Source organism: Streptomyces sp. NPDC046821 (genome assembly GCF_040645335.1).
Taxonomy (GTDB): domain Bacteria; phylum Actinomycetota; class Actinomycetes; order Streptomycetales; family Streptomycetaceae; genus Streptomyces.
In genome coordinates, this window is the sequence record NZ_JBEYYB010000003.1 from 175,968 (window position 1) to 202,628 (window position 26,661).

Below are 26,661 nucleotides of genomic sequence, written 5' to 3' on the forward strand. Positions count from 1 at the left end.
TCGATGGGTCGCACACCTGCCGAGGGTGACCGGACTCGCGTGACCGAAGCGGGCCACGCACACCGTTGCGGGACAGCGCCGGATTCCCACCGGCTTCCCCCACGAGAGGCACGGGAAGCGTAGCAAGGGGGAGTTACGGGCGGGCCGGGCGGGCGGGACTCACGAAGACCCACCCTTCACCCCGCAGGCCGGCGCCCCACCGATGCCCCACGCAGCTCAGGCTCAGGAATTCAGCCCGTCGCCGGAGTGCGGCCGGTCGCGGCTCCGAAGAGGAGGCGGGTGGCGATGTCCCGGTTCACCTGTACGTGGCGCATGGCTCGGGCGGCCGCGCGGTCCGGGTCGCCGGAGGCGATCGCTTCGTAGAGGTCCGCGTGTTCGACCACCAGCTCGGCCGGGTCGTGGTGCTGGCGGAGCAGCCAGTGGATGCGGCCCTGAAGGGGTTCGAGCATGTCGGCGAGCAGGTCGTTGCGGGCGATGCGGATCAGCTCGTCGTGGAAGTCCCCGTTGGCCTGGCCGATTCCGGCGACGTTGCCGTTCGCGATGGCTTTGCGGGCGCGGGCCAGTACCTGGCGGAGCCTCAGGAGGTCCGCCTTGGTGGCGCCCTCCGTCACGCGCCGGACGACCAGCACCTCCAACGCCTCGCGTACGTCGAAGAGTTGGTCCACGTCGTGCGGGGTCAGCTCGCGGACGATCACCCCGCGCCGGGGGACCACCGACACGAACCCCTCGCGTTCCAACATGCGCAGCGCCTCGCGCACCGGCAGCCGGGAGACCCCGAGTTCCTCGGCGAGGTCCCGTTCCACGATGCGCATACCCGGGGGGTAGCCCCCCTCGACGATGCGCTCACGCACCACCTCACGCACCTGGTCGCGCAGTGGTGTGTACTCCGCGCTGAGCGCCAGCCGCTTCCGCGTGCCGACGACGTGCCCTTCCTGTCGTCCGTCGCGCACGTCTGCAACCTCCTCCTACGGGATACCGTAGCCCAATCGGCGCAAGTTTCACCCGGCTCGGAATGATCGGAATGAACTGACTGGCACGTTCCTCGTGCGGCCCCCGGGCGGGGCGGCAGCTGACCCCAAGGGCAGCGATTCCCCCGCGAACGATGGCGGGTACGCGGGCCTCTCCGAGGGGTGGCGAAGTGGATGCCACATGCATCCGTCCGGTGATCGAGTGTTCCAGCAGAGGTCGTTTCTGACTAGGTGTCAGTGCGGCCCGGGCGTGCACGGAACCCGTCGCGTGCCGACCTCGCGACCCCCACTCCTCATGGTTCGCCCGCACGCGTCCGTCGTGGTGGACGCCCGTAGACCACGGTTTCGGAGCCTGTCCGGCTCGCCGTACGCGGGGGTCGTGGCACCCTCCGGACCAGGGCGGATCGAGCGTTCGGCAGGCGGGGAACTGGGATACCGGATCCTGATTCATGCCTGCACCAAATGTTGAATGTGACCCTTGACACCTCAGGTCGGCGTCGCTCTAATTTGGGATACCGAGTCCCGACAGAGGGCTCGTACCAAGGACTTCCCCTCCTGAATGCGACTGGGCCATAACAGGGCCCCCGCGGTGTCAGCCAGGGGCTTCACACGTCGGTCCAGTGGCCGTCCGGCCTGGTGCAGGCCGTTCAGGCCCCTCGGTGGGCGCGTGCGCCGAAAGGTGCGTGCCCGCGCATTCCCCTAATTGGCAGGTCAGCGCACCTGCGTGCCCGGAGCTTCGTCGAACGCTGCTCCGGGGGCACGAAGCTGCGCGCCTTTGGCCCAGCGGCGATGGAGCGCCGCCGATCCGTCGGCCCAGGCGAATGCCTGATGGCGAACGAAAGGTTGGCCGTTATGCCTAGGAAAACGCGTGCGAGCAATCGCGCGAGATTCGGAAGACTCCTGCCCGTGGCTGCTGCCGCGATGCTCACAATGACGGGCTGCGCAGGGGGTGCTGACAGTGCGTCAAGTGATTCGGGCGCGATCAATGTCGGTTACACGCAGCCGTTGCAGACACTGGATCCGATCCATGCGGACCAGAACCAGACCAACCTCATGGACGATGTCCTTTACGACACGTTGCTTGCTTACAACTCCTCGAACAAGCTGGTCGGGAGCCTCGCGAGTTCGTTCGCGCTGACTCCGGACGCGTCGGCGGTGAAGGTGACGCTGCGCTCCGGCGTCAAGTTCCACGACGGTTCCACGCTCACCGCGAAGGACGTCAAGTTCAGCTTCGACCGTTACGTATCGATCGGCCAGGGGACCGCGTCGCATCTGGCGAACTACAAGTCGACGACGGTCACCGACGACACTCATCTCACGATCAACCTGAAGCATCCTGACGCGCTGTTCCTCGGCAGCCTGAGCAAGCTGTACATCCTGTCGGAGAAGACGGTCACCGCCCACGCCGGTTCCGACCAGGGACAGGCCTGGCTCGGGGAGCACGACGCCGGCTCAGGGCCGTACAAGATCCATCAGGGCTCGGTGCCGGTGAGCGTCGACCGGTTCGCCGATTTCTGGGCCTACAACGACAAGCGGCCGAAGCAGATCATCTGGAACCAGATCGCCGAGAGCTCGACCAAGCTCGACGAGCTCACGTCCGGACAGCTCGACATCGGGCTCAACATGCAGTACGCCCACGCCAACACCGCGGCGAAGGCGAACGGCCTCAAGGTGGCGTGGGCCGCGGTGCCCAACGCCGACTTCATCTTCTTCAACACGGCGTCCGGCCCGACGGCGAACCCGGACGTGCGCAAGGCCCTGCGCCTCGCCTACAACTACACGGACGGCCTTTCCCGCATCCGCTTCGACCGCGGCACGATCGGCAATGGACCGCTGCCGCAGACGCTCCCGTGCCTGACCGACGAGGCACCGTTCAAGCAGGACCTGAACAAGGCGAAGGCGCTGCTGAAGAGCGCCGGACAGTCCCACCTCACCCTGACGCTCCGCTTCCAGCCCTCGCTGAACGACCAGGTCAAGGAAGCGACGCTGTACCAGTCCGATCTGCGCCGCATCGGTGTGACCCTCAACCTGTCGCCGATCACGTTCCCGGACTACATCACCTCGCTCAGCCGCCCGTCCACGATCCCGCAGATGGCGCTGGTCGGCGACACCGCACCGGAACCCGACCCGGGCATCTACCTCCGCACCGCGTACAGCTCGCCCAAGATCGGCACCACCAACCGTGCCGGCTACCACAACGCGCAGGTCGACTCGCTGCTCGAGAAGGCCGCCACCACGACGGGCGAGAAGGCCCGCTGTGACATCTACCGGCAGGTCCAGAGGCGCATCAACGCCGACGCGCCCGCGATCGACGTGGCCACCCTCCAGGCCCCGCTCGTCTACCGCGACGGGCTCAAGGGAGTCACGGGCAGCCAGACCGTCTTCCCGATGTCCCTTCGCCCGGTGACCCTGAGATGAGAGGGAGTTGGGGAGCAATGCCCAAGAGAAATGGTGCCCTCGGGGGTGCGCGCACCGGCCGGATCCTGGCGGTGGCCGCGACAGCCTCGCTCGTACTCACCGGCTGCGCCGGAGGCCAGGACGGTGCCGCGAACAACTCCGGCGCGCTGAACATCGCCTACCCGCAGCCGTTGGAGACCCTGGACCCGATCCACGCGGACCAGAACCAGACCAACACGATCGACGACGTCCTGTACGACACGCTCGTCACCTATGACCGGTCGAACAAGCTGGTCGGCAGCCTCGCCGGATCGTTCGCGCTGACCCCGGACGCGTCGGCGGTGAAGGTGACGCTGCGCTCGGGCGTCAAGTTCCACGACGGCTCGGAACTCACGGCGGACGACGTCAAGTTCAGCTTCGACCGCTACGCGTCGATCGGACAGGGCATCGCCTCGGACCTGGCGGACTACAAGTCGACGACGGTCACCGACGCCACGCATCTCACGATCAGTCTGAAGCAACCCGACGCCCTGTTCCTCGGGCATCTGAGCAAGGTCTACGTGCTGGAGAAGAAGCTGGTCTCCGCACACGCCGGTACCAACAACGGCCAGTCCTGGCTGCAGTCCCACGACGCCGGCTCCGGCCCGTACAAGGTGAACCAAGGCACCGTGCCGGTGAGCGTCGACCGGTTCGCCGGCTTCTGGGCGTACAACGACAAGCGGCCGAAGCAGATCGTCTTCGACCAGATCGCCGAGAGCGCGACCGCGCGGGACGAACTCCGTTCAGGACAGCTCGACTTGGCGATCGACCTCCAGGCACCGGACGCCAAGGCCCTTGAGGACTCCAGCGGTGGCGGCGTCAGCGTGAAGTGGCTGAAGGTGCCCAACGCGGCGTACATCTTCTTCAACACCGCCCAGGGGCCGACGGCGAATCCGGACGTGCGGAAGGCGCTGCAGCTGGCCTTTCCCCACGACGACGCGCTGTCGAAGATCCGCCGGAGCGAGGGCGTGGTCGAGAACGGCCCGCTGCCCCAGACGATGCCGTGCCAGGTCACCTCGCCGCCGTTCAAGCAGGACCTGAACAAGGCGAAGGAGCTCCTGAAGAGCGCGGGACAGCCCCATCCGACCCTCACGCTCCGCTTCCAGCCCTCGTTCAGCGAACAGGTCAGGGAAGCGACGCTGTTCCAGTCGGAGCTGCGCAGCATCGGCGTGAAGCTGAACCTCGTACCGATCACGTTCCCGGACTACCTCACCTCGCTGAGCCACCCGTCCACCACCCCGGAAATGACCCTGCTGCAGGACACCGCGCCCAGCCCGGACACCGGCATCTACCTGCGCAAGGCCTACGACTCGGACAACATCGGCACCACCAACCGGGCCGCCTACAAGAACCCCCAGGTGCACTCGCTGCTTGCCAAGGCGTCCACCACGACCGACGCGAGCGCCCGCTGCGGCATCTACCGCCAGGTCCAGACGCTGATCAACGCGGACGCCCCGGCGATCGACCTCTACACGCTGTGGTCCCCGATGCCCGTCAGCAGCCGCGTCGCCGGGGTCGAGGCCAGCCAGACCGTCTATCCCCTTTCGCTGCGAGGAGTGACGCTGAAATGAGTTCGGCAAGCACGCTGCGGAACGGGGGGATGTTCCTCCTGCGCAGGCTGGGCGTCTCGCTCGTGACCGTCTTCATCCTGGCGATGGTCGTCTTCCTGATGATCAAGGCGATTCCGGGCGACGAGGCCCGGGTCGCGGCCGGTGAGTCGGCGACGGCCGCGCAGATCGCACAGGTCAAGCACCAGCTCGGGCTCGACCAGTCGCTGCCCGGCCAGATGTGGGCCTTCTTCGACCGGCTCCTGCACGGTGACCTGGGCACCTCCACCGCGACCCACACCTCGGTGACGTCCGGCATCGCCAAGGCGCTGCCGGAGACCCTCGAACTGGTCGTCCTGGCCTCGGTGTTCATGATTCTGGTGGCGTTCCCGGCCGCGACCTACGCGGCCCTGCACCGGGAGAAGCGCAAGGACGTGGGCACCCGGCTCTCCGTCCTGGTCCTGGCCGCCGTGCCGACGTTCTGGCTGGCGCTCGAAGCGCAGAGCCTGCTGTCCACGAAGTGGCAGATCTTCCCGATCTCCGGCTCCCTGTCACAGAGTTTCTCGGTTCCGCGCATCACCGGCTCGGTGATGCTGGACTCGCTGCTCAACGGCAACGTCCCGGCGTTCTGGAACGCCTTCCAGCACTACATCCTGCCGGCGTTCATCCTGATGATCCCGTTCTGCAGCGCGCTGTTCCGCGCCCTGCGCGCGGAGATGATCTCGGTGCTCGGCCGTGACCACATCACCGTGGCGCGGGCGAAGGGCCTCGGCACCGCCCGGCTCGTGATGCGGCACGCGCTGCCCAACGCGCTGGGCCCGGCACTGACCATCATCGGCATCGAGTTCGGCAGCATGGTGGGTGCCGCGGTGCTGGTCGAGGCGGTCTTCGGCCTCAACGGGATGGGTGCCTTCCTGACGACGGCCGTCGGCCTCAAGGACACGTTCTCCGTGCTGGCCGGCGTACTCGTGGTCGGCACGATCGTCGTGACGACCAGCTTCGTCGTCGATGTCTTCCAGATGGTGCGCGACCCGCGGATTCGCGCCGGCCAGGCAGGGGTGTGAGGCATGAGCACCATCAGTGTTCGCATGGGCCGCTTGAGCACGGCGCGGCGCAAGAAAGTGGCCGGGGCGTCCTGGCTGCGGTACGTGGTCTACCCGCTCCTCGCGTTGATCGTGTTCACCGTCGTGTTCGGCCCGATGCTCATCTCGTCGGACGCCAACACGTCGCACATCGTCGACGCCCTCCAGGCACCCAGCGCCCAGCACTGGCTCGGCACCGACGACCAGGGCCGCGACGTGCTGGCCCGGGTCGTCCTGGGCGCCCGGGTGTCGGTGAGCGCGTCGCTCGCCATCGTCGTCGGCTTCTCGACGATCGGCGTCCTCGTCGCCACGATCGCCACGGTCGGCGGCAAGTGGGTCGACGAGGTCGTGATGCGCATCGTCGACGGCGTGCTGGCGATCCCGCCGATCATCTTCGCCCTGGGTGCCGCCGCGGCGCTCGGCCCGAGCCTCCAGTCGGCGATCATCGCGATGTCGCTCACCGGCTGGCCGTACACCGCCCGTCTGCTGCGCGGCATCATGCGGGAGACCGCGTCGACGAACTACGTGGAAGGCGCACGGGTGTTGGGCGTGTCAAAGGCCCGCCTGATGTTCAAGCACGTGCTGCCGAACTCGCTCGAGGTCATGGTCGTCAAGTGGGCAGGCGACCTCGGCAACACGATCCTCATCCTCGGTGCCCTGTCCTTCGTCGGGGTGGGCGCGCAGCCGCCGAGCGCGGAGTGGGGCGCGGCCATCGTCGCGTCGAAGGGCGACCTCGCCACCGCGTGGTGGCCGGCGTTCGCGCCGGGTGTCGCCATCGCGATCGCCGCCATCACCTTCGGTCTCCTCGGCGACATGCTGCAGGCCCGGTTCAACCCGGACCTCGGCGTCTCGCGCGGCTGACCACCCGCACCGCTGAAGTGCGGCTGACCATCCGCACCCCTGAAGAGAGGCACACACAGATGCGTATCGGCATCGACGGGCGGAAGATCCCCGAGGCACGGGAGCGCGGTCCGCTCGGCACCCTCGACCACGCCCGCTCGCTGGGCCTGGACGGCGTGTTCTTCCGCACCGTGCTGGACATGACCCCGACCCTCGACCAAGGCCTGCTGGCCGACGTCCGGGCGCACGCGGACGACATCGGCCTGTACCTGGAAGCCGGCCTCGGCAAGGTCAATCCGTACGCCAGCCCGGAGACTCCGGAGACCCGGCGCATCGGCGACGGCGACATCGTCCTCGGGTTCCGGCGGATGATGGAGGCGTGCGCGGCGATCGGCTGCCGTGAACTGTGGGTCGGCACCGCCAACTACAAGGACGTCTACACCGGACGCCTCGCGTTCGACCGGTTCCGTACCGACGTCGAATGGACCGAGCAACTGGCGGCCACCACACGGTTCCTGGAGCAGCTCGCGCCCATCGCCCGTGACCTCGGCATCCACCTCAACCTCGAGACGCACGAGGAGATCACCTCGTTCGAGCTCGTGCGCATCATCGAGAAGGTCGGAGCCGACGTCCTCGGCATCGTCTTCGACACCGGGAACGTCCTGCACCGCGTCGAGCACCCGGTGTGGGCCGCGCGCCGCGTCGCGCCGTACGTCCGGCAGACACACATCAAGGACGCCGCCCTGATCCACGGCGACGGCGGCGTCTGCTACCAGATGCGCCCGTGCGGCACCGGAGTCGTCCCCTTCGACGAACTCCTGAAGGTGATCGCCGAGGCGAATCCCACCGTCAACCTGACGATCGAGAACGACGAGGCACGGGAACCCGGCGTCGACCCGCTCATCATGCTGATCGAGCTGTACGGACCCGAGTTCCTGCGCGGCCACCCCGATCTCACGACGGAGGAGTTCGCCGCCTACCACGAGCTGCTCCGCTCCTACGAGGAGCGGGTGCGCTCGGGCGCCGTGCCCGACCTGGCCGAGTACGCCGCCCGGCCGTTCGGTTACGCCGAGACGGTCGCCTACATCAAGGACAGCGCGGACCACCTGCGCAAGGTCTGTGCGACGCACGGCCTGCCGCTGGAGACGTCCGTGGCACAGAACAGCGAGGTGCACGCATGACCGTACTGATCGGTGAGACTTCCGCCCCGACCGAGTCGATCTCCCAGGAAGTCCTGGAGTCCCGGCTGGCCCGGGTACGGGAGTGGATGAAGGAGTCCGACGCCGACGCGCTCGTCGTCTACGGCGCCCCAGGCGTCCTCGGCTCGCGCACGCTGACGGCCGGCTACGTCCGCTACCTGACCGGCTGGACGACGACGGCACTCCCGGCCATGCTCGTCGTCCCCCGCGAGGGGACCCCGACCGTGATCACGATGGGCCCGCACGACACCCGGGCCTTCGCCCTGGCCGCGTCCTGGTTCGGGAACGTCATCGCGGCCGGAGCGGTCGACAGGTACCCCGAAGCGGTCGGCTCCGCGCTAAGGGCGATCACCGGCTCGGGCCACGTGGCCACCGCGGGAGTCGGCGAGATGGCCGGCCCGCTCTACCAGGCGCTGCTCGACCAACTGGCCGGACACAAGCGGCTCGACGCCCAGCCGGCCATCGACCAGCTGCGGCTCGTGCGGCACCCGGAGGAAGTCCGGATGCACCGGATCGGCGCGTCGATCTCCGACTCGATGATCACGGCCGCGATGGAACAGGCCGTGCTGCCCGGCATGAGCGGCCCGAAGCTCATGGCGGACATCGAACACGCGGGACGCGCGCTCGGCGCGGACACCTCGGCCACCTGGCTCGCGACCGGCGAGAAGCCCGTCACGACCTACATGGAGCAGTCGGAACTGGCCGGCTCGATCGGCGCCAACGACCGCGTCCAGCTCGGCACGACGCTCTCGTACCGCGGCTACTTCGCACAGGGCCTGCGGATCGGGGTGCGCGGCAAGCCGTCGGCGCGGCTGCGGGAGTACGCCGACATCCTCATCGAGATCCAGGACGCCGCACTCGCGGCGATGCGGCCGGGCGCACTGCTGCACGAGGTGAGCGACGTCATCGAGTCCGCGATCGACCGCCACTGCCCGTACACACGCGAAAAGGACCCGTTCCGCTTCCAGTCCTGCCACGGCCTCGGACTGAGCTACGTGGAGCCGGGGATGGCCCGCGACCTCAACGCCCGCCGCGACAAGACCCTCGACCCCGCGGGCGTGCGGATCGAGCCGGGCATGGTGATCGAGGTGCACCCGAACTTCACCGTCCCGGACCTCGGCCACGTGTGCGCGGGCGACATGGCCCTCGTCACCGAGCACGGCGGGGAGTGGCTCACCGCCTTCCCCCGCGGCCTCCACCAGCTCTGACCGGCCGGACATCGCACGAAGTGGGAACCGACTCATGAGGACAAGGCAGCGATGATCAATCCAGACCGGCAGCACCGCGTCGAGGGACAGCACTGGGTCAGCCCGGTGAACTTCGAGCCCGAGGTCACCGAGCAGTTCGACTTCCCGTCGCCGCTGGGGCTCATCGACAGCACGCTCCGCAAGGTCCGTTACACCGCCGGGGCGACCACGGCGATCGACGGCTTCCTGCGCATCGCGCAGGCGCTGGCGGACGCAGGAATCAAGGACGAGGCCCTGAACCTCGACTGGTGGGGCGACGACGGCCCGAACCCCCGTGAGTTCGAGCTGGTCCGGGAGATCCTCGCCGGCGGATTCTCCTTCACCACCAACGTCTACGCCGACACCCTGCTGGGCAACGGCGACGGCGCCCCGGTGTCGGACGGACGCGCCGCCGTCGACGTGCTGCTCGGCATCGGCGCCGAGGTCGTCGCACCGGGCATCGTCGAGGCACCGTCCCTCGACGCCGAGAAGCGGCAGCTGGAGCAACTCGCCACTGTCCTCGACTACGCGCGCTCGTGCGGCCTGCGCTACACGATCACGCTGGCGCAGTGCGGACGGCGCGATTTCGACCGCATGGTGCGCGTCGCCAACGAGGCCATCGCGCTGGGAGCGCACCGGCTCGACCTGATGGACTCCACCAGCAGCCTCAGCCCGGAGGCGATGCGGGTGTTCATCCGCCGGTTCCGGTCCCGCCTGGACCGGGAGGTGCCGCTGACGATGCACGTCCACGACGACTTCGGACTCGGCACCGCGGCCGCCATCGCGGCGGCCGCCGCCGGCGCCGGACCGGACGTGTCGGTGAACGGCGCCTCGTACCGCTGCGGATTCCCGCCCCTTGAAGAAGTCGCCACCAGCCTGGAAGTCCTCTACGGCGTCGACACCGGGATCAAGCTGGACCAGCTCCAGCCGCTCTCCGACCTCGTCGCCCGGGAAATGGGCCTCCCCAACCCGGCGCTCAAGCCGGTGACCGGCGGCTACGCCTTCCTCAAGCACACACCAGGCGATGTCCTGACCGCCCTGCGCGACGGACCTGACACGTTCCCGCCGATCTCCGGATGCGTCCAAGCCGATGTGGTGGGCGCCGAGGTGCGATGGGTGTGGGACTCGCTCAGCACCCGCGCGATGGTCCGGCAGCTGGGCGAGAACCTCGGGGTCCGACTCTCCGACGAACAGGTCGAGACGGTCTACGCCGCACTCGACGCAGCCGTCCGCGAGATCCCGGAATACCCGCGATGGCTGGAGCCCGCGCGGGTCGAGGAGATCTTCCGGAAGGTTATTCCGGGCTCCGCCAACTCCTCTGTGTGACAGGGGAGTTGGGCCTCAAAGATTTCAATGCGCCGGTGTGCACGGCGCGGCTTACCCAATCGATTCATTTCAGGGTTTCGAGGTGGTCATGAGAACGAAAGCGAAAACCTCCGGTGCTGTCGCGGCGGGGCAGGAGAACACGGCCGACGCGGCCCGCCCCCTGCTCTCGGTCTCCGATCTCGTCGTCGAATGCACGACGGCGAACGGGCCGGTGCGGCTGGTCGACGGCTTCAACCTGACGATGAAAGCCGGTGAACGGGTCGCCCTGGTGGGCGAATCCGGCTCCGGCAAGACCGTCACCGCCCGCTCGATCATGCGGCTCGACCCGGGCTTCCGCCTTTCCGGGAGCATCGAGCTCCAGGGCCAGGACCTGCTCGCCCTCGGCGAGAAGGACATGGCCGAGGTCCGGGGCCACAAGGTCGGCATGGTGTTCCAGGACCCGATGAGCGCGCTCAATCCGCTGATGACGATCGGCGCCCAGGTCATGGAGCCGCTCCGCGCGGCCGGACTGTCCAAGAAGGTCGCCCACGAGCGCGCGCGGTCGGTGCTCGAAGAGCTGGGCGTCGCCAATGCCACGCAGCGTATGCAGGCCTATCCGCACGAGTTCTCCGGCGGTATGCGCCAGCGTGTGGTCCTCGCGATGGCGCTCGCCGGCGAACCGGCGCTGCTGATCGCCGACGAACCGACCACCGCGCTGGACGTGCGGGTGCAGGAACAGGTGCTGACCCTGCTCGACAAGGTGTCGTGCGACCGCGGTCTGGCAGTCCTGCTGATCACCCACGACCTCGGGACCGTCGCCGGGTTCGCCCACCGCGTGGCCGTGATGTACAGCGGTCGGAAGATCCACGAGGGGGGCGTCGACGAGGTCTACGCGGAGCCGGCCCACCCGTACACCGCCGGACTGCTGGAGGCGGTGCCCCGCATCGACGTCAGCGTGCGGCGGCTGCCCACGATCGTGGGATCGCCGCCCCACCCGAGCGCCCGGCCCGACGGCTGCGCGTTCCACCCGCGGTGCTCGCACAGCGTGGCGCGGTGCCAGGCCGAGAAGCCGGAGTTGACGGTACTGCCGAGCGGTGGCCTTGTGGCCTGTCACCGGTACGGCGAGGCGGGAGAGGAGGCGGCGTCGTGAGCCTGCTGGAACTCAAGGACGTCCACAAGACGTACAGCGCGCTGGGCCGGGAGCCGGTGAAGGTGCTGGACGGCGTCACGATGCACGCAGAGGCGGGACAGATCACCGGCCTCGTGGGTGAGTCGGGCTCCGGAAAGACGACCATCATCCGCAACATCATGGGCCTCGTGAAGCCGGACAGCGGTTCGGTCACCTACGACGGCATCGACATCCCGTCCGCGAAACGGGAGGCGCAACGCCGGCTGCACCGCGAGGTACAGCTCGTCTTCCAGGACCCGACGTCGAGCCTCAACCCGCGGATGACCGTGCTCGACCTGGTCGGCGAGGGCATCCTGGTCCACAAGCTGGCCAAGAACTCGGCCGAACGCAAGGACCGCGTGGTCGAGTTGCTCACCGCGGTCGGCCTGAGCGAACGCGACCTCGACCGGTATCCGCGCTCCTTCTCCGGAGGACAGCGGCAGCGCATCGCGATCGCCCGCGCCCTCGCCGTCCGGCCGAAGCTGCTCGTGTGCGACGAGCCGGTGTCGTCGCTCGACGTCTCCGTGCAGGCACAGGTGCTCAACGTCCTGAAGGACATGCAGGAACAGATGGGCCTGACCATCCTGTTCGTCGCGCACGACCTCGCGGTCGTCCGGCAGGTGTGCTCCACGGTCGCGGTGATCAAGTCCGGCGTGATCGTCGAGCAGGGACCGTCCGAGAGCGTCCTGTCCGAGCCCTCGCACGAATACACCCGCGCACTGCTCGAAGCCGTGCCCGTTCCCGACCCGCCGCAGGCCCGGGTGCGCGCACAGGCGCGGCTGACCAAGGCCGGGTGACGGAACCGTTGGCCACTGACCGAAGTCGCCCCGGGCGACGCACGAATGGGGAGGACATGCAGGTACGGATCGGCATCGACGGACGGAAGATCCCGGACGCGGCCAAGCGAGGACCGGTCGACAGTGTGCGCCACGCACACGAACTCGGTATGGAGGGCGTGTTCTTCCGCACCGTGCTCGACATGAGCCCGACGCTCGACCCAGGGCTGCTGCGGGACATCCGGGACACCGCCGACGAGTTGGGCCTCTACCTGGAGTCCGGCCTCGGCAAGGTGAACCCGTTCGCGAGCGGCGAGGCGCCGGAACTGCGGCGGATCGGCGACGGCGACACCCTGCTCGGCTTCACCCGCATGATCAGGGCGTGCGCGGAGATCGGCTGTACGGAACTGTGGGCCGGCACGGCGAACCGCCAGCCGTACCCGGGCCGGTTCAGCTACGACCGCTTCCGGTCGGACGCGCCCTGGGAGGAGCAACTCGCCGCGACGGGACGGTTCTTGAAGAAGCTCGCCCCGGTGCTGCGCGAGACGGGGGTCCACCTCAACCTCGAGACACATGAGGAGGTCACCAGCTTCGAGGTGGTGCGGCTCGTCGAGGAGGTGGGTCCCGACGTGGTCGGGATCGTCTTCGACACGTCCAACGTGCTGCACCGCGCGGAGGATCCGGTGCGCGCCGCCCACCGGGTGGCGCCGTACGTGCGGCAGACACATCTCAAGGACGCGGTCATCGTGCCCGCGCCCGGTGGTGTGATCCTGCAGACCCGGCCGATCGGCGACGGCGTAGTGGACTTCTCCCAACTGGTGCCGGTGATCCTCGCCGAGAACCCGGCGGTGAACCTGACCATGGAGAGCCGGCAGCCCGACGACGAGGCCATCAAGAGCTACCCGACCTTCGACGTCAAGAAGCGGCCGAACATAACCGGCACGCTCGTCGAGGTCTACAACGAGGACTGGCTCGCCGGCCACCCGGACCTCACCGTCGAGGAATTCGCAGCGTACCTGCAGCTGTCGCGCGAGGGAGAGGAGAACATCGCGAAGGGTGGCATCCCGAGCCTGGAGGACTACGCCGCCGCGGACTACTACTACGCCGAGGCCGTCGAGTTCATCCAGCGCGGAGCCCGGCATCTGCGGAACATCGTAGACCGGCAGCCGGCGGTGGCGGCGTGACCGTCGCGGTCCGCGCTTCGTGCGCGGGAACGTCATGACCGAAGTGTGGGAGCTGACCGCGGTCGATCTGGCCGCGGCGGTCCGCGCCCGCGAGGTGTCGCCGGTCGAGGTCATGGAGACGGTGGCCGCCCGGATCGAAGACCTCGACCCGGTCCTCCACGCGTTCTGCACGCCGATGCTCGACACGGCCCGGGCCGACGCCAAGGCCCTGGAGGCCCGGCTCGCGGCCGGAGACGAGGTCGGCCCGCTCGCCGGAGTCCCGCTGGCGGTCAAGGACCTGATCTCGACGGCCGGGGTGCGCACGGCCGGCGGCTGCCCGGCCTACCGCGACTTCGTCCCGGACGAGGACGACGTCGTGGTGGAACGGGTGAAGGCGGCCGACGCACTGCTGGTCGGCAAGACCAACGTGTCCGAACTCGGGTACGGGGGAGTGGGCCACAACCCGGTGTTCCCGACCACCCTCAACCCGTGGAACACCCGGATGACGTCGGGCGGTTCGAGCGCCGGATCCGCGGTCGCGGTCGCCACCGGGATGAGCGCGCTCGCCCTCGGCAGCGACGGCGGCGGCTCGATCCGCATCCCGGCGTCGTTCTGCGGGGTGTTCGGCATGAAAGCGTCGATGGGCCGGGTGCCGCTCTATCCGGGCTGCCGGGACGAGCGGTACCCGGGCCTGTCGAGCTGGGAATCGCTGGAACACATCGGACCGCTGACCCGGACCGTCGCGGACAGCGGCCTGCTCCTCTCGGTGATCGCCGGACCGGATGCGCGGGACAGGCATTCGATCCCGACGTGCGACGTCGACTGGCAGGCCGCCGCGTCCGGTACCCGGGACATCCGCGGGCTGCGGGTGGCGTACACCGAGGACTGGGGCTATGCCGCCGTCGACCCGGAGGTGCGCCGAGTCTTCCGGGACGCGGTGGCCGTGTTCGAGTCCCAACTCGGTTGCATGGTGGAGCAGTTGGAGTCACCGTGGCGCGATCCGGCCGCGACCTTCGACGCGTTGGTGGCGCTGGAGTCCGACCTCACCGGTATGCGGGCGCTGGCCGGGGAGTACGGCTCACAGATGTCGCCGCACGTCGTGGAAATGGTCACGCGGGAGTGGCGCGCACACGAGTTCACCGACGCCATCACGCGGCGCAAGGAGATCGCCAACACGATGGCCCGCATCATGGGGCGCTACGACCTGCTGCTCACCCCGGCAGCCGCCACCCCCGCCTTCCCGGTGGGCCTGGCCGGGCCGGACACCATCGAGGGCCGGGCCGTCGACACCGGGGCGTGGAACTACTTCACCTACCTGGCGAACCTGACCGGACAGCCGGCCGCGTCGGTCCCGGCGGGCCTGACGGTGTCCGGACTGCCGGTGGGCCTGCACGTCATCGGCCGCCACCTCGCCGACGCGACGGTGCTCCGGGCGAGCGCGGCGTTCGAGCGAGCCACCTCTCCCTGCCGGGTTCCCCTGCCCCTCGCGGCGATCGGAGCGCCGGGTGCCGGGTGAGCGGTGCGCCACCAGCCCGCGGACACGCTGAGGGCTACCTGCCCTCGGGCACCTTGAGGGTCACCTGCCCGCAGGCACCTTGACGGCCACCTGCCCGTGGGGACGTTGGGGGCCACATGGCCGCGGGCACCCTGAGCGCCACCTGCCGGATGGCACCCTGAGCGCCACCCGCCCGGGGGCACCCCGAGGCTACGACGCCTCGGCCCCCGACCGCCCCCGCGTCGACTCCCGTTCCAGCAACTTCGCGGGGACCAGGCGGTGTTCGGGGGCCGTGCCGGGCTCCGGCGGGTCGCTGATGACGTTCATGAGAAGTTCGGCGGCCTGGCGCCCGATGGATTCCGGGGCGAGGTCCAGGGCGGTCAGCGAGGGGCGGGCACTGCGGGCGAACTCGCCGTCGGCGCCGACCACGATCTGGACGTCCTCCGGGACGGACAGGCCCAGTTCGCGGCAGACGGCGAGCGCAGCGAAGCCGAACTTCTCCATCACGACGTAGAGCGCGTCGGGCCGGTCGGGGCGGGTGAGGATGCGGCGGGCGGCGGCCGCCGAGTCGGTGCCCGGCTCGGCGTGGTCCATCAGGACCGGGCGACCGGTGCGCTCGCACCAGTCGCGGTAGGCGCGGGCCGCGTCCTCGTCGTAGGACTGGCCGGTGGAACCGGTCAACAGCCCCACCCGTTGCGCGCCGGTCGCCGCCAGGTGGTCGAGGGCGGCCTGGGCGCAGGTCGAGAGTTCGTTGTCGACCCATGGGAAGGCGTCCTTGCGGGACAGGTCGCGGCCGGTGGTGACGACGGGGACGCCCATCGCGGACAGGCGCGTGAGCAGCGGGTCGTCGGTGAGCGGGTCGATGACGATCGTGCCGTCGAGGGGGAGCGACTCGAAGGGGCGGCCGTCGAGAGAGGGCGGGACGAGGACGAGGGAGTAGTCGCGGTCCATCGCCGTCCAGGTCGCCGCGTTGACGATCTTGACGAAGTACTCGATGTCGGTGATGCCACCCTCGACGGACGTGCGGTGCGTGAGGCCGATCAGTCCGGTGCGGGCGCCGCGCAGGCCGCGCGCGTTGGGGTTGGCGCGGTAGCCGAGCGCGCGGGCGACGGAGAGGACGCGTTCGCGGGTGTCCGCGCCGACCCGGCCGACGCCGTTGAGCGCGTGCGAGGCGGTGGTGACGGAGACGCCGGCCCGGCGGGCGACCTCGCGCAGGCCACCACCCGTTCCCTTGCGGCCCGCGTTGCGCGCCGTCCCGTGTGACCCCTGCGGCTCTGTGACGTCTGACATGACTGTGAGCTTACAGATTGACTGCCAAAACGTTTAGGCAGTACCTTCCGGAGCATCGCCAAAACGTTTGGGCAATGACGCCCTGCTCGAACACATCTCGATGCCAAAACGTTTAGGCACTCCGCTCACCCCGCAAAGGACGCCTGCCGACCATGGCCGAGGCCACCCGCTCCGCCCCGCCCGCATCCCCCGAGCCCGCCGACCCCTCGAAGGCCCCGGAGGGCTCCGCCTCCGTCTTCACGGTCGAGCAGCGCGGCATCGACGCCGTCCCCGACGCCGAACGCCAGGGCGGCCCCGGCCGCCTGTTCGGGCTGTGGGCCGGCACCAACACCACCGTGTTCACCGTGGTCTACGGAGCGCTCGTCGTCTCCTTCGGCCTGTCCTTCTGGTACGCGGCCCTGCTCATCGTCGTCGGCAACATGCTGGGCTTCGCCGTCACCGGCCTCACCAGCCTCCAGGGCCCGCGCACCGGCACCTCCACACACTCCGTCTCGCGCGCCGCGTTCGGCCCGCGCGGCGGCAAGCTGCCCGCGCTGCTCAGCTGGGTCATGCTCGTCGGCTTCGAGGCCGGCGGCATGGTGCTGATCGTCCTCGCCGGGCTCGCCCTGCTCGACCAGGCCGGGGTCACCACGACCACGCCGGTGAAGCTCCTGGTCATCGCGGCCGCCGCCGGCCTGCAGATGCTGCTGCCGCTGTCCGGCTACCACCTGATCATGAAGGTCCAGAAGTACTTCGCCTGGATCTTCGCCGCGATGTTCGCCGTCATGGCGATCCTCGTGGCCCCCAAGGTGAACTTCGAGACCTACACGTCCACGCCGTCCGTGGTCGAGATCTCCCTGGTCCTCGCCATGGTCACCGCGTCCGGCGGCCTGTCCTGGGCCGACATGGGCAGCGACTACTCCCGCTACCTGCCCGCCGACTCCTCGCCCCGCAAGGTCTTCGCCTGCGCCGCGCTCGGCGGCATGGTGCCCAACATCCTGCTCCAGGTCCTCGGCGCCGCCGTCGCCACCGCGACCGAGAAGGCCGCCGACCCGATCTCGGGCCTCCCGGAGATCCTGCCCGGCTGGTTCACCACCCCGTACCTGCTGCTCGCGATCGTCTCGCTGCTCGCCGTGAACACCACGGACATGTACTCCTCGGGCCTGAACCTGCTCGCCGTCGGCATCCCGATCAAGCGCTGGATGGTCGTCTTCGTCGACCTCACGCTGTGCACGGCCATCACCCTGTGGGCCGTCTTCTCCGCCGACTTCTACACCCTGCTGTCGAACTTCCTCAGCCTCATCGTGCTGTGGCTCGGCCCCTGGGCCGCCGTCTACCTCACCGACTGGGTGCTGCGCCGCGGCAGCTACCACGTGCCGTCGCTCTTCCCGAAGGAGACCGGCAGCAAGGGCATCTACTGGCACAAGGGCGGCGTCCGCCCCGCCGGTCTCATCGCCGTGCTGCTCGGCTTCGCGGCCGCCGTGCTCTGGGTCGACTCGACCGTCTTCGTCGGACCGCTGGCCGATGCCGCCGGGGGCCTCGACCTGTCCGTCTTCGCCGGCGCGATCGTCGCGGGTGTCACCTACTGGCTGCTCGCCCGCCGCACCGTGCGCGCCGAGGCCGAGCTGACCGCCACGCTCTGACCTCGCCCCAAAAAACTCCCTCACCCTCGTACGCCTTCTTCTGGAGCCGAAACACCATGAACCAGCCCAGCCTCCGCCAGCTCATCGACGCGGGTGAGGGAGTCGTCAAGGCCGACCGGATCATCCGCGGCGGACAGCTCGTCAACGTCTGCACCGGTGAGATCTACCCGGCCGACGTCGCCATCACCGGCGACCGCATCGCCGCCACCGGTGACGTCGCCGCGTACGAGGGCCCGGCTACAGAAATCGTCGACGCGACCGGCAAGTACCTCACCCCGGGCCTCATCGACGGCCACCTGCACCTGGAGTGCTCCAAGCTGTCGGTCACGATGTTCGCCGACGCCGCCGTCCGCTACGGCACCACCTCGGTGATCTCCGGGCTCGACCAGTTCCTCGTCGTCGCCGGGCTCGACGGCGTGCGTGAGGCGCTGCGCGAGGCCGACGCCTCCCCGATGAAGATCTTCTGGGGCGCGCCGTTCAAGACGCCGTACACCCTGCCGGAGACCACCGTCGGCTTCCGCTTCGGGCCCGACGAGCACGCCGAGGTGCAGGACACCGCGGAGTGCTTCGGCGTGTGGGAGACCGTCGCCGAGTTCGTCCTCAACCGCGACGAGAAGGTCCTCAAGGCCCTCGAACTGGCCCACCGCAACCGCCTGCCGATCTTCGGCTGCGCCCCGATGGCGGCCCCCACCACCATCAACGCCCTCTCCGCCGCCGGTGTCCGCCTCGACCACGAGAGCTACACCGCCGAAGAGGCCCTGCTGAAGCTGCGGGCCGGCATGTCGCTGCTGATCCGCGAGTCGTCGGTCGCGCACTTCATGAACGAGAACGTGCGCACCGTCACCGAGTTCGGCGCCCAGTCGCGCCGCGTCGGCTTCTGCACCGACGACATGCACGTCGCCGACATCATCCGCGAGGGCCACCTCGACAAGCTGGTCCGCATGGCGATCAAGGCGGGCGTGAAGCCGGTCGAGGCGATCCAGATGGCCACCGTCAACTGCGCCGAGATGTACCGCATCGACCACCTCGTCGGCTCGATCACGCCCGGCCGCTTCGCCGACGTGCTCATCGTCGACTCTCCCGAGTCCTTCCAGGTCGAGCGGGTCTTCGCGCGCGGCGAGCTCGTCGCCGAGAACGGCCGCACGCTCAACGCCCCGGTCGCCCCCGAGCGCTCCGCCGCCCTGTCCCCGGCCTTCCAGGTCGCCCCCGTCACCGCCGACACCATCGGCGTGCGCGCCGAGGGCGACAGCGCGGACGTGCTCGTCGTCGAGATGGACCGCACCGTTCCGTTCGTCCGCAAGGGCGTGCCGATGACGCTGCCCGTCGTCGACGGCACCGTCCGCGCGGACGTGGAGCGCGACGCCCTCTACGTCACCGTCTCCGAGCGCTACGGCAAGAACGACGGCGCCACCGTCACCGCGATGATCAACGGCTTCGGCCTGCGCTCCGGCGTCATCGCGTCCTCCGCCGCGCCCGACGACAACAACATCATCTGCGTCGGCGCCGACCGCGACGACATCGCGCTCGCGATCAACCACCTCTCCGAGCACGGCGGCGGCCAGATCGTCGTCGAGAACGGCGAGATCAAGGCGTTCCTGCCGCTCCCCGTGGCCGGCATCGTCGCCGACCTCACGCCCGAGGAGATGGCCGAGGCCGAGGACCGCCTCGAGGCCGCCGCCCGCGCGCTCGGCTGCGAGCTGCCCTCCGCCTTCGGCTTCCTGATCTTCCTGGAGATCACCGCGATCCCCGAGTACGCCGTCACCGACCTCGGCGTCGTCAACTACCACACGCAGGACGTCGTCGACATCCTCGACCCGGCCGCCGCCCCGGTCGCTCCGGCCGCCGGCTGACGAACTGACGTACAGAACCGAGGAGTTGAGGAGCATCATGACCGTGAACGTGGACGCGTTCATCGCCGGACTGCCCAAGTGCGAGCTGCACCTGCACATCGAGGGCACCCTCGAGCCCGGCCTCAAGTTCGCGCTCGCCGAGCGCAACGGCGTCGAGCTGCCGTACGCCGACGAGGCCGCGCTGCAGGCCGCGTACGACTTCGACGACCTGCCCGGCTTCCTCGCCGTGTACTACGAGGGCATGACCGTCCTCCGTACCGAGCAGGACTTCTACGACCTCGCGGCGGCCTACGCGGCCAAGGCGCACTCCCAGAACGTGCGCTACGCGGAGATCTTCTTCGACCCGCAGGCGCACACCGCGCGCGGCGTCGCCTTCGACACCGTGATCCGCGGCCTGACCCGCGCCCTGGACGACGCCGAGCGCGCGACCGGCTTCACCGGCCGCCTCGTCATGTGCTTCCTGCGCGACTTCCAGGCCGAGTTCGCGATGACGACCCTGGTGCAGTCCCTGCCGTACAAGGACTGGATCGTGGGCGTCGGCCTCGACTCGGACGAGGCCGGCAACCCGCCGGTCAAGTTCCGCGAGGTGTTCGCCCGCGCCCGCGCCGAGGGCTACCGCCTGACGATGCACTGCGACGTGGACCAGAAGAACTCCACCGAGCACATCCGCCAGGTCATCGAGGAGATCGGCGTCGACCGCATCGACCACGGCGTCAACGCCCTGGAGGAGCCCGCGCTGCTCGACGCGATCCGCGAGAAGGGCCTCGGCCTCACGGTCTGCCCGATCTCCAACTCGCACGTCACGGACGGCCTGAAGGCCGCCGAGATCCGCGCCCTGCTCGACCAGGACATCAAGGTCACGGTCAACTCCGACGACCCGGCCTACTTCCCCGGCTACGTCGCCGAGAACCTGGCCGTCCTGCGCCCCGAGCCGGCCTCCCTCACGGACGCCGACCTGGTCCGCCTCCAGCGCAACGCGATCGACATCTCCTGGGCCGCCCCGGCGATCCGCGACCGCTTCCTGGCTGAGCTGGACGCGTACGCGAACGGCTGAGCCGGCTGATCGACCTCAAGACCCTGGCAGGGAGGCCTCCCTGCCAGGGTCTTGGCGTTGCCGCGGCCGCCGTGATGTCGGCCCCGCTCAGACCCCCCAGCCCATCACCGACAGCCGCTGCCGCGTCCGCAGGGACATGACGTCGTTCGGACCGAACAGCCGCTCGTAGGTTCTCAGGAGGCCGACCAGCATCAGTCCGGCCTCTTGCCGGCGGCCGGAGGTGTGGAGGGCGGCGACCAGGTCGCTGCATACCTTCATGGTCAGATCGTCGTCGTCACCGAGAACGGCCCGACACCTGACGTGGGTGCCCTCCAGAACGGTCAGGCCTTCCTCGCGCCGGCCTGCCGCGTAAAGGATCGAACCGAGCGTGGAGGCCGTGTTGAGCGTGTCCGGGTGGTCGGGCCCGTGCAGCCGGTCGAGGCGCTCGGTCGTGTCGGTGAGCAGTTCGATGCTCTCCTCGGTGTGTTTGGCCACGCCCAACGCGGCGCCGAGATTATGGGCGTACGCGAGCGTGGCGGGGTGGTCGGGGCCGTGCGCGCGGTGGCTGCGGGACAGCGCCTCGCGGTGCATCGCCTCGGACTCGGCGAGGCGCTCCAACTGGTAGAGCGTGTGGCCGAGGGCGTCGTAGAGGTCGATGGTCTCGTCGTGCGTCGGGCCCAGGAGACGTTCGAAGTCGGCCAGCAGCGCCCGTAGTTCGGGCTCCAGGAGCTCGTGCAGGCCGCTGTCGCTCAGCTCGACGGCGCGTTCCATGCGACGCATGACGTCTGGGGGCAGTTCGGGCTCGGGCGAAGACTCGGTCATTTGCGCGACCTCCTCGTTGAGTTGGTCCAGGAACGTATTACGTTTCGCCGCATCGCACCGCCACTCTCACGCGCCGAAGTGGGTGAACGCCGCCCAGCGCAACGGCAGTTGAGAGTCATCGGCCCGCAGCTCCCGCACGGCGTCATGAAGGGCGTACGCCGTCGAACCGGGTTCGAAGCCGCCTCCGCTCGTGAGATCTCCGTACAGCCGTGTGCACAGCCGGGCCGCCGTGTCCGCGCCGACCGGCCAGAGCGTGCCGATCACGTGCCGCCAGCCCGCGTACTGCAGCGCGCTCGCCATGGTGATCGCCTCGTCCGAAACCGTGATGCCGCCCATGGCCGTACGGCAGGCCGACAGGAACGCGAACTCGCCCTGCCCGAAACGGTCGGCGTGCAGGTCGGCGATGCTCAGCATCCCGTCGGACAGCATGATCCCGCCGCGCGAGGGGCGGCCCAGAGTCTGGCCGCCGTGGCAGCTCAAGTGGGTCCAGCGGTGACAGCGCAGCGCCTCGCGCACGGCCTGCCGGGTCGCCGCCGGGCCGCGCAGCTCGGTCACTTCGGGGAACAACCGCCGCAGCGCGGCCAGTTCGGCGTCCACCTGCGGCAGGGGTTCGAGGCCCGGGGTGTCCGGCATACCGACGGCGAGGAGCCGCGCGGGCAGGCCGGCGGGGGAGCGGGCGGCCCGGCTCTCGATCAGCGCCCGTAGGGTCGGAGTGTACGACGACACCACCCGGTCGGTCACGGCCTCGCCCGGCGTCTGTGGCTCCCGGGCGAACTCGTCCGCCGGCGCACGGGCCGCGCCGTGCAGCGGCAGCAGGGCCAGCGGTCCGGTCGGGCACCACCACACCCGGGGCCACGCCTCGCCGGGGGCGGGCGGGGCCGTGTGGCCGAGCGCCTTGAGCACAGGCTCGGCGACGGTACGCCACAGCCAGTCGAGGGTGCTGGTCACCATGAGGTTCAGCGAGACCCGCGCGGTGGCGCTGCGCGGCCCGCTGTCGTACTGCTCCAGCCTCACCAGGTGGGTCACGACGCGCCCCGCCGCGCCGGCGAGGTCGAGGTCCGGCAGCGACACGATCCTGGTCGCCGCCTCCGTGACCACCAGGGCGTCGGCACGCCAGCGGCTGACGACGACCAGGACGACCGGCCCTTCGGTGGCGGCCTGCCGCAGCCGGGCCGCCGACGCGGGCCGGCGGAAGTCCGCGAGGCCCGGCAACTCCCTTGCCCGTGCGAGGAGTTCGTCCTGTTCGTCGGCCCATGCGAGCCGCTCGTCGGCGGCCCGCGCCCACCAGCGCGCCTCGCTGTCGGCCTCGGGTTCGTGGACGTCCTGCGGACCGCCCGAGGAGTCGAGCAAGGCCTCCACCTCGGCGAGCCGGTCGGCGATGTCCGGGGCGGCCGCCCGCAACAGGTCCATGTCCCCTCGCGTGTCGAGGAGTTGGGACCACAGCACGCCCCGGCCCTGCTCCAGCAGCTCGAGGGCGCGCTCGGCGTCGCCCGCGGCGATCGCGCAGCTCGCGGCCTCGGTGGCCAGACCGCTCCACCGCGCCAGCCGCTGCTCGCGCACCTCGCGGTCCACCCCGGGCGAGGCGAGCGACGGCAGCAGCTCGATCGCCGCCGCGTAGCCGTCGAGGGCGGTGTCCCACTGCCCTCGCCCGGCCGCGACTCTGCCCCAGGACGTGGCGGCCTCGATGCGGGACGACTGCGAAGCGGACGGCTCACCGGCCACCTCCCGGAGCAGCGCCAGCACCTCCTCCATGTGCTCGTCGCCGAGGTCCAGCAAGGCGGCGGCGAGATTCTGGGTGGCGTGCGTGTGCACGGGGTCGTGGGGCGGTGTGGCCTCGCGCGCTTGCCGGAACAGGGTGACGGCCTGCTCTCCGTCCGCGCGTTGCCCGGTGGCCCGGAAGCGGGCATGGGCGCTGTTGCCCCAGTTGTTGAGGCGGTTCGCCCGCTGCGGCTGATGCCGCCCGGTGGCCTGCGCGGCCAGCCGGTGCGCTTCCGCCGCCTCCGCCAGGTCGGCCGAGTCCTCGCCCCCGGCCTCGGGAACCAGCGCGTGCAAGCCCTCCGCGATGTCCCGGGGCAGCCGTGGCCCGTGCGTCGCGTCGAAGCGGACGGTGCCGAAGCTGATGGAAACCGGGTGGGGGCCGCCCTGATGCCGGTACAGGAGAGCGTTTCCCAGGTTGGTCGCGAACGCCGTACGCCGGCGATGCTCCGGCGTCGTCAGGCGCAACGCCTCGCGGTGCGCCTCCACGGCCGCGTCGAGATGGGCGCGCTGCCCGGTCGCGTCCGCGAGGGTGCGGAGTATCAGCCCGCGGGTGTTGAACGTCTCCGGTCGGAGTCGGTCCCGTTCACGCTCCACCCGCAATGCGCCCTCGATCGAGGTCACCGCGTCGTCGAGGTCCTGGACATCGCCGCTGTGCAGGTAGCGGGTCCACAGCACTCGGCTCAGGCCGGCCAGCGACGCGGGCTTGTTCAGGTGCTTGGGCCCCGCCGTCTTCACCGCCACGGTCATCGACGCGACGGCCTCGCGAAGGAGCTCGGGCCGTCCCGTGGCTTCGAACTGCCTGAGCAGCGCCTCGCCGAGATTCGCCCGGTACGTCGTGGTGCCCGGGTCGGTGTCGCGTGCCGCCTCCGCCACGGCCCGAGCGTGCGGGACCGCACGGTCCACATCAGCGATGTCGCCGGTGAGGTCGAAGCGGGTCAGGAGCGTGGAGACCAGGCCGCTCTCGCAGAGGAGCCGCAGGTCGGAGGAGTGGGCGCCGCGCAGGGCCTGGGTGCTGAACTGGACCGCCTCCGTCGCGTCCACGGGGTTTCCCGCCTCGGCGGCGCGGTCCGCCAGCGCGAGGCTCAGGTTGTTGAGCAGGTTGGCGAAGGTGTCGCCGACCGGGCCCACGCGCAGTGCGGCGCGCGCCGTCGTCACCGCACGCTCCAGGTCGGCGACGTCACGCCGCCGCTCGAACCGCATCCGCAGCGCCAGCGAGAGATTGGCCATGTCCCCCGGCCAGTGGCGGTCCTCGGGCGGATAGGCCGTGGTGGTCGCGGTGAACAGGTCCACGGCCCGGTCGAGTTCGTCCGGGTCGTCCGCGTACTGCTGTCTCTTGAGCAGCACGATGGCGCGCCGCCCCCAATGTTCGGGTCCGAGGAACTGGTGGTCGATGGTCGGAGTCATGGACAGCCGGCGCATCACTTCGTCGGGCACCAGTCCACGGTCCAAGCTGTAGATCCGGTAGTAGAGGAGCAGGGACTCCAGCTCGTCGGACGGGCTCCCCGCCTGGCATCGTGCCCAGTGCAGCCGGGCCAGCGCGTGCATGACCTCGAAGGATGTGCCCTGGGGTGTCATCGCCGCACGCCACAGGGGCGCGGCCGCCGGCAGCACGCCGAGGCCGAGCACCGCGTCACGGTCCTGATACCGCTCGAAACACTCGGCCAGCGCGGTCACGGCTCGCACAGCCGCGGCAAGATCCTCGTCCGGCACGGCGTCACCCCCAACCCCCGGTCACCGCATCTCCGTTGACCGCTACGGTAATCGAGCCGAGAAGCCCACCGCCGAGAAAAACCGACCCAGGAGGAACGTGTTGACGCCGACCCCGGACGACCGGGCCGCAGCCGCCTGGCTGTGCGCCGCCCTGCCCGAGCTCCAGGACGCGGCGGCCGGCGACGACCACGCCCTCGCACGGCTCGACCGCGCCGTCGCCGCCGTCAGGGACGGCCGCCCGGCGGCGGAGGTCAGCCGTCTCCTGGGATACGAGCCGGCACCCGACCCCGACAAGTCCGTCGGCCGCCCGGAGGACGGCACCCCCGAGTCCCTGCGCGCCTTCGGGCTCGACGCCGTCCGCGTGCGCGGCACCTACCGCTGTCCCGGCGGCCGGTGCGGGCGCCGCGCCGGTGCGGACGAGGACGGCCGCGAACCGCGCTGCGTCATCGACGAAGCGCCGATGATCTTCAGGTCGCGGTGAACACCCTCCTCACCGAGGTCGGCCGCAAGCTAGCCGACCGCTGGCTGAGCGTCCTGGTGCTGCCCGGCGGGCTGTTCGTGGCCGCCGTGACGTGCGCCGCGTGGCTCGGCCATGCGCACGCGCTGGATGTGGGGCACCTGGAGGACATGGTGCGCCGGCTCGGGCACCACTTCGCCGGCCGGCCCGCGGCCGTGGTGCTCGCGGTGGCCGGGGCACTGCTCGCCGCGACGGGCGCCGGCCTGGCCGCACAGGGGGTCGCCGCGGGTGTACGAGGGCTGTGGGTCGCCCGCGGTCCCGCCCGGTGGGTAGCCAGGCGGCGGCGCAGGGCCGAGAGCGCGCTGGCCCGAGGCGGGCGCACGGTGCCGGCGCGCTACCTGCCCGCGCGTGCCGGCGCCATCGGCGACCGCTTCCGGCTTGTCGACCAGCGCGTCGACGCGCAGTACGGCCTGGCGGTGGCCCTCGCCTGGCCACGGCTGTGGCTGCTGCTCCCCGACACCGCGACCGCCGCGATCCGCGACGCGACCACCCGCTACCGGGCGGCAGCGGACGTCACCGCGTGGGGGATTCTCTACCTGCTCCTCGGCGCCTTCTGGTGGCCGGCCGTGCCGGTCGGCCTGGTCGCGATGGCCGCCGGACAGGTGCGGGGCCGCACGTCGGCGGCGGCGCTCGCCGACCTCGTGGAGGCCGCGGTCGACATCCATCAGCGGCCACTCGCGGACACCCTCGGCATCGACCTGCCGCACGGGCGGATCACCCCGGACGAAGGGGCACGGATCAACGACATCCTCAACAAGCGGGGGTGAGGAACCATGGCCGCGCCCTGATCCACCGGACAGAGGCGCCCGGGGATCCACGGACAGAGGCGCCCGAGCGGGTGGAACCCCGCTCGG

Annotated in this window: 20 protein-coding genes and 1 riboswitch; of the genes, 16 read left to right on the forward strand and 4 right to left on the reverse strand. The window is 70.1% G+C overall.

What is annotated here, in order from left to right:
* Positions 1–2: 2 nt before the first annotated feature.
* Positions 3–131, reverse strand: a riboswitch (cobalamin riboswitch).
* Between the two features lie 99 nt (positions 132–230).
* Entirely contained in the window at positions 231–950 is a 720-nt protein-coding gene (locus ABZ893_RS07365; RefSeq protein ID WP_361398225.1) for a GntR family transcriptional regulator, read from the reverse strand.
* Between the two features lie 1,071 nt (positions 951–2,021).
* On the opposite strand from ABZ893_RS07365, the gene ABZ893_RS07370 reads away from it, so the two are divergent.
* From ABZ893_RS07370 to ABZ893_RS07420, 11 genes are all read left to right on the forward strand, one after another.
* The gene (locus tag ABZ893_RS07370; RefSeq protein ID WP_361398228.1) at positions 2,022–3,386 is read left to right on the forward strand and encodes an ABC transporter substrate-binding protein; all 1,365 of its coding nucleotides are present in this window, start codon (positions 2,022–2,024) and stop codon (positions 3,384–3,386) included.
* Between the two features lie 17 nt (positions 3,387–3,403).
* The gene (locus tag ABZ893_RS07375) at positions 3,404–4,975 is read left to right on the forward strand and encodes an ABC transporter substrate-binding protein (protein ID WP_361398231.1); all 1,572 of its coding nucleotides are present in this window, start codon (positions 3,404–3,406) and stop codon (positions 4,973–4,975) included.
* Positions 4,972–6,015, forward strand: coding sequence for an ABC transporter permease (locus ABZ893_RS07380; protein WP_361398234.1), 1,044 nt, complete (start codon positions 4,972–4,974; stop codon positions 6,013–6,015). Before ABZ893_RS07375 ends, ABZ893_RS07380 begins: the two co-directional genes overlap by 4 nt.
* 3 nt (positions 6,016–6,018) lie before the next feature.
* Positions 6,019–6,894: an ABC transporter permease gene (locus ABZ893_RS07385; RefSeq protein ID WP_361398237.1), complete on the forward strand. Its 876-nt coding sequence runs from the start codon at positions 6,019–6,021 to the stop codon at positions 6,892–6,894.
* A 59-nt stretch (positions 6,895–6,953) separates the two neighbouring features.
* Positions 6,954–8,054, forward strand: coding sequence for a sugar phosphate isomerase/epimerase family protein (locus tag ABZ893_RS07390; protein WP_361398239.1), 1,101 nt, complete (start codon positions 6,954–6,956; stop codon positions 8,052–8,054).
* On the forward strand, positions 8,051–9,280 hold the full coding sequence (locus ABZ893_RS07395) for a M24 family metallopeptidase (RefSeq protein ID WP_361398243.1): 1,230 nt from the start codon (positions 8,051–8,053) through the stop codon (positions 9,278–9,280). Before ABZ893_RS07390 ends, ABZ893_RS07395 begins: the two co-directional genes overlap by 4 nt.
* Positions 9,281–9,331: 51 nt before the next feature.
* Complete coding sequence (locus ABZ893_RS07400) at positions 9,332–10,624, forward strand: hypothetical protein (RefSeq protein ID WP_361398246.1); 1,293 nt, start codon at positions 9,332–9,334, stop codon at positions 10,622–10,624.
* 88 nt (positions 10,625–10,712) lie between these two features.
* Positions 10,713–11,753, forward strand: a complete 1,041-nt coding sequence (locus tag ABZ893_RS07405) for an ABC transporter ATP-binding protein (RefSeq protein ID WP_361398249.1) — start codon at positions 10,713–10,715, stop codon at positions 11,751–11,753.
* Entirely contained in the window at positions 11,750–12,568 is an 819-nt protein-coding gene (locus ABZ893_RS07410) for an ATP-binding cassette domain-containing protein (protein ID WP_361398252.1), read from the forward strand. Before ABZ893_RS07405 ends, ABZ893_RS07410 begins: the two co-directional genes overlap by 4 nt.
* Positions 12,569–12,624: 56 nt before the next feature.
* Positions 12,625–13,731, forward strand: a complete 1,107-nt coding sequence (locus ABZ893_RS07415; RefSeq protein ID WP_361398255.1) for a sugar phosphate isomerase/epimerase family protein — start codon at positions 12,625–12,627, stop codon at positions 13,729–13,731.
* A 34-nt stretch (positions 13,732–13,765) separates the two neighbouring features.
* Positions 13,766–15,226: an amidase gene (locus tag ABZ893_RS07420; protein ID WP_361398257.1), complete on the forward strand. Its 1,461-nt coding sequence runs from the start codon at positions 13,766–13,768 to the stop codon at positions 15,224–15,226.
* 189 nt (positions 15,227–15,415) lie between these two features.
* On the opposite strand, the gene ABZ893_RS07425 is transcribed toward ABZ893_RS07420, so the two are convergent.
* The gene (locus ABZ893_RS07425; RefSeq protein ID WP_361398260.1) at positions 15,416–16,495 is read right to left on the reverse strand and encodes a LacI family DNA-binding transcriptional regulator; all 1,080 of its coding nucleotides are present in this window, start codon (positions 16,493–16,495) and stop codon (positions 15,416–15,418) included.
* A 152-nt stretch (positions 16,496–16,647) separates the two neighbouring features.
* Here ABZ893_RS07425 and ABZ893_RS07430 point away from each other — a divergent pair, with 152 nt between their 5' ends.
* Genes ABZ893_RS07430 through add form a run of 3 tightly spaced genes read left to right on the forward strand, consistent with a single transcriptional unit; the run spans position 16,648 to position 21,021 of the window.
* The gene (locus ABZ893_RS07430; RefSeq protein WP_361398263.1) at positions 16,648–18,117 is read left to right on the forward strand and encodes a cytosine permease; all 1,470 of its coding nucleotides are present in this window, start codon (positions 16,648–16,650) and stop codon (positions 18,115–18,117) included.
* Positions 18,118–18,173: 56 nt separating this feature from the next.
* Positions 18,174–19,967: an adenine deaminase C-terminal domain-containing protein gene (locus ABZ893_RS07435; protein ID WP_361398266.1), complete on the forward strand. Its 1,794-nt coding sequence runs from the start codon at positions 18,174–18,176 to the stop codon at positions 19,965–19,967.
* A gap of 37 nt (positions 19,968–20,004) precedes the next feature.
* Positions 20,005–21,021, forward strand: a complete 1,017-nt coding sequence (gene add / locus ABZ893_RS07440; RefSeq protein WP_361398269.1) for an adenosine deaminase — start codon at positions 20,005–20,007, stop codon at positions 21,019–21,021.
* Positions 21,022–21,108: 87 nt separating this feature from the next.
* On the opposite strand, the gene ABZ893_RS07445 is transcribed toward add, so the two are convergent.
* Both ABZ893_RS07445 and ABZ893_RS07450 read right to left on the reverse strand, forming a co-directional pair.
* Positions 21,109–21,822, reverse strand: coding sequence for a tetratricopeptide repeat protein (locus ABZ893_RS07445; RefSeq protein ID WP_361398273.1), 714 nt, complete (start codon positions 21,820–21,822; stop codon positions 21,109–21,111).
* A gap of 66 nt (positions 21,823–21,888) precedes the next feature.
* The gene (locus ABZ893_RS07450) at positions 21,889–25,290 is read right to left on the reverse strand and encodes a CHAT domain-containing protein (protein WP_361398276.1); all 3,402 of its coding nucleotides are present in this window, start codon (positions 25,288–25,290) and stop codon (positions 21,889–21,891) included.
* Between the two features lie 97 nt (positions 25,291–25,387).
* Here ABZ893_RS07450 and ABZ893_RS07455 point away from each other — a divergent pair, with 97 nt between their 5' ends.
* Both ABZ893_RS07455 and ABZ893_RS07460 read left to right on the forward strand, forming a co-directional pair.
* Positions 25,388–25,771, forward strand: a complete 384-nt coding sequence (locus tag ABZ893_RS07455) for a hypothetical protein (RefSeq protein ID WP_361398279.1) — start codon at positions 25,388–25,390, stop codon at positions 25,769–25,771.
* Entirely contained in the window at positions 25,768–26,574 is an 807-nt protein-coding gene (locus ABZ893_RS07460) for a hypothetical protein (protein ID WP_361398281.1), read from the forward strand. Before ABZ893_RS07455 ends, ABZ893_RS07460 begins: the two co-directional genes overlap by 4 nt.
* Positions 26,575–26,661 lie beyond the last annotated feature (87 nt).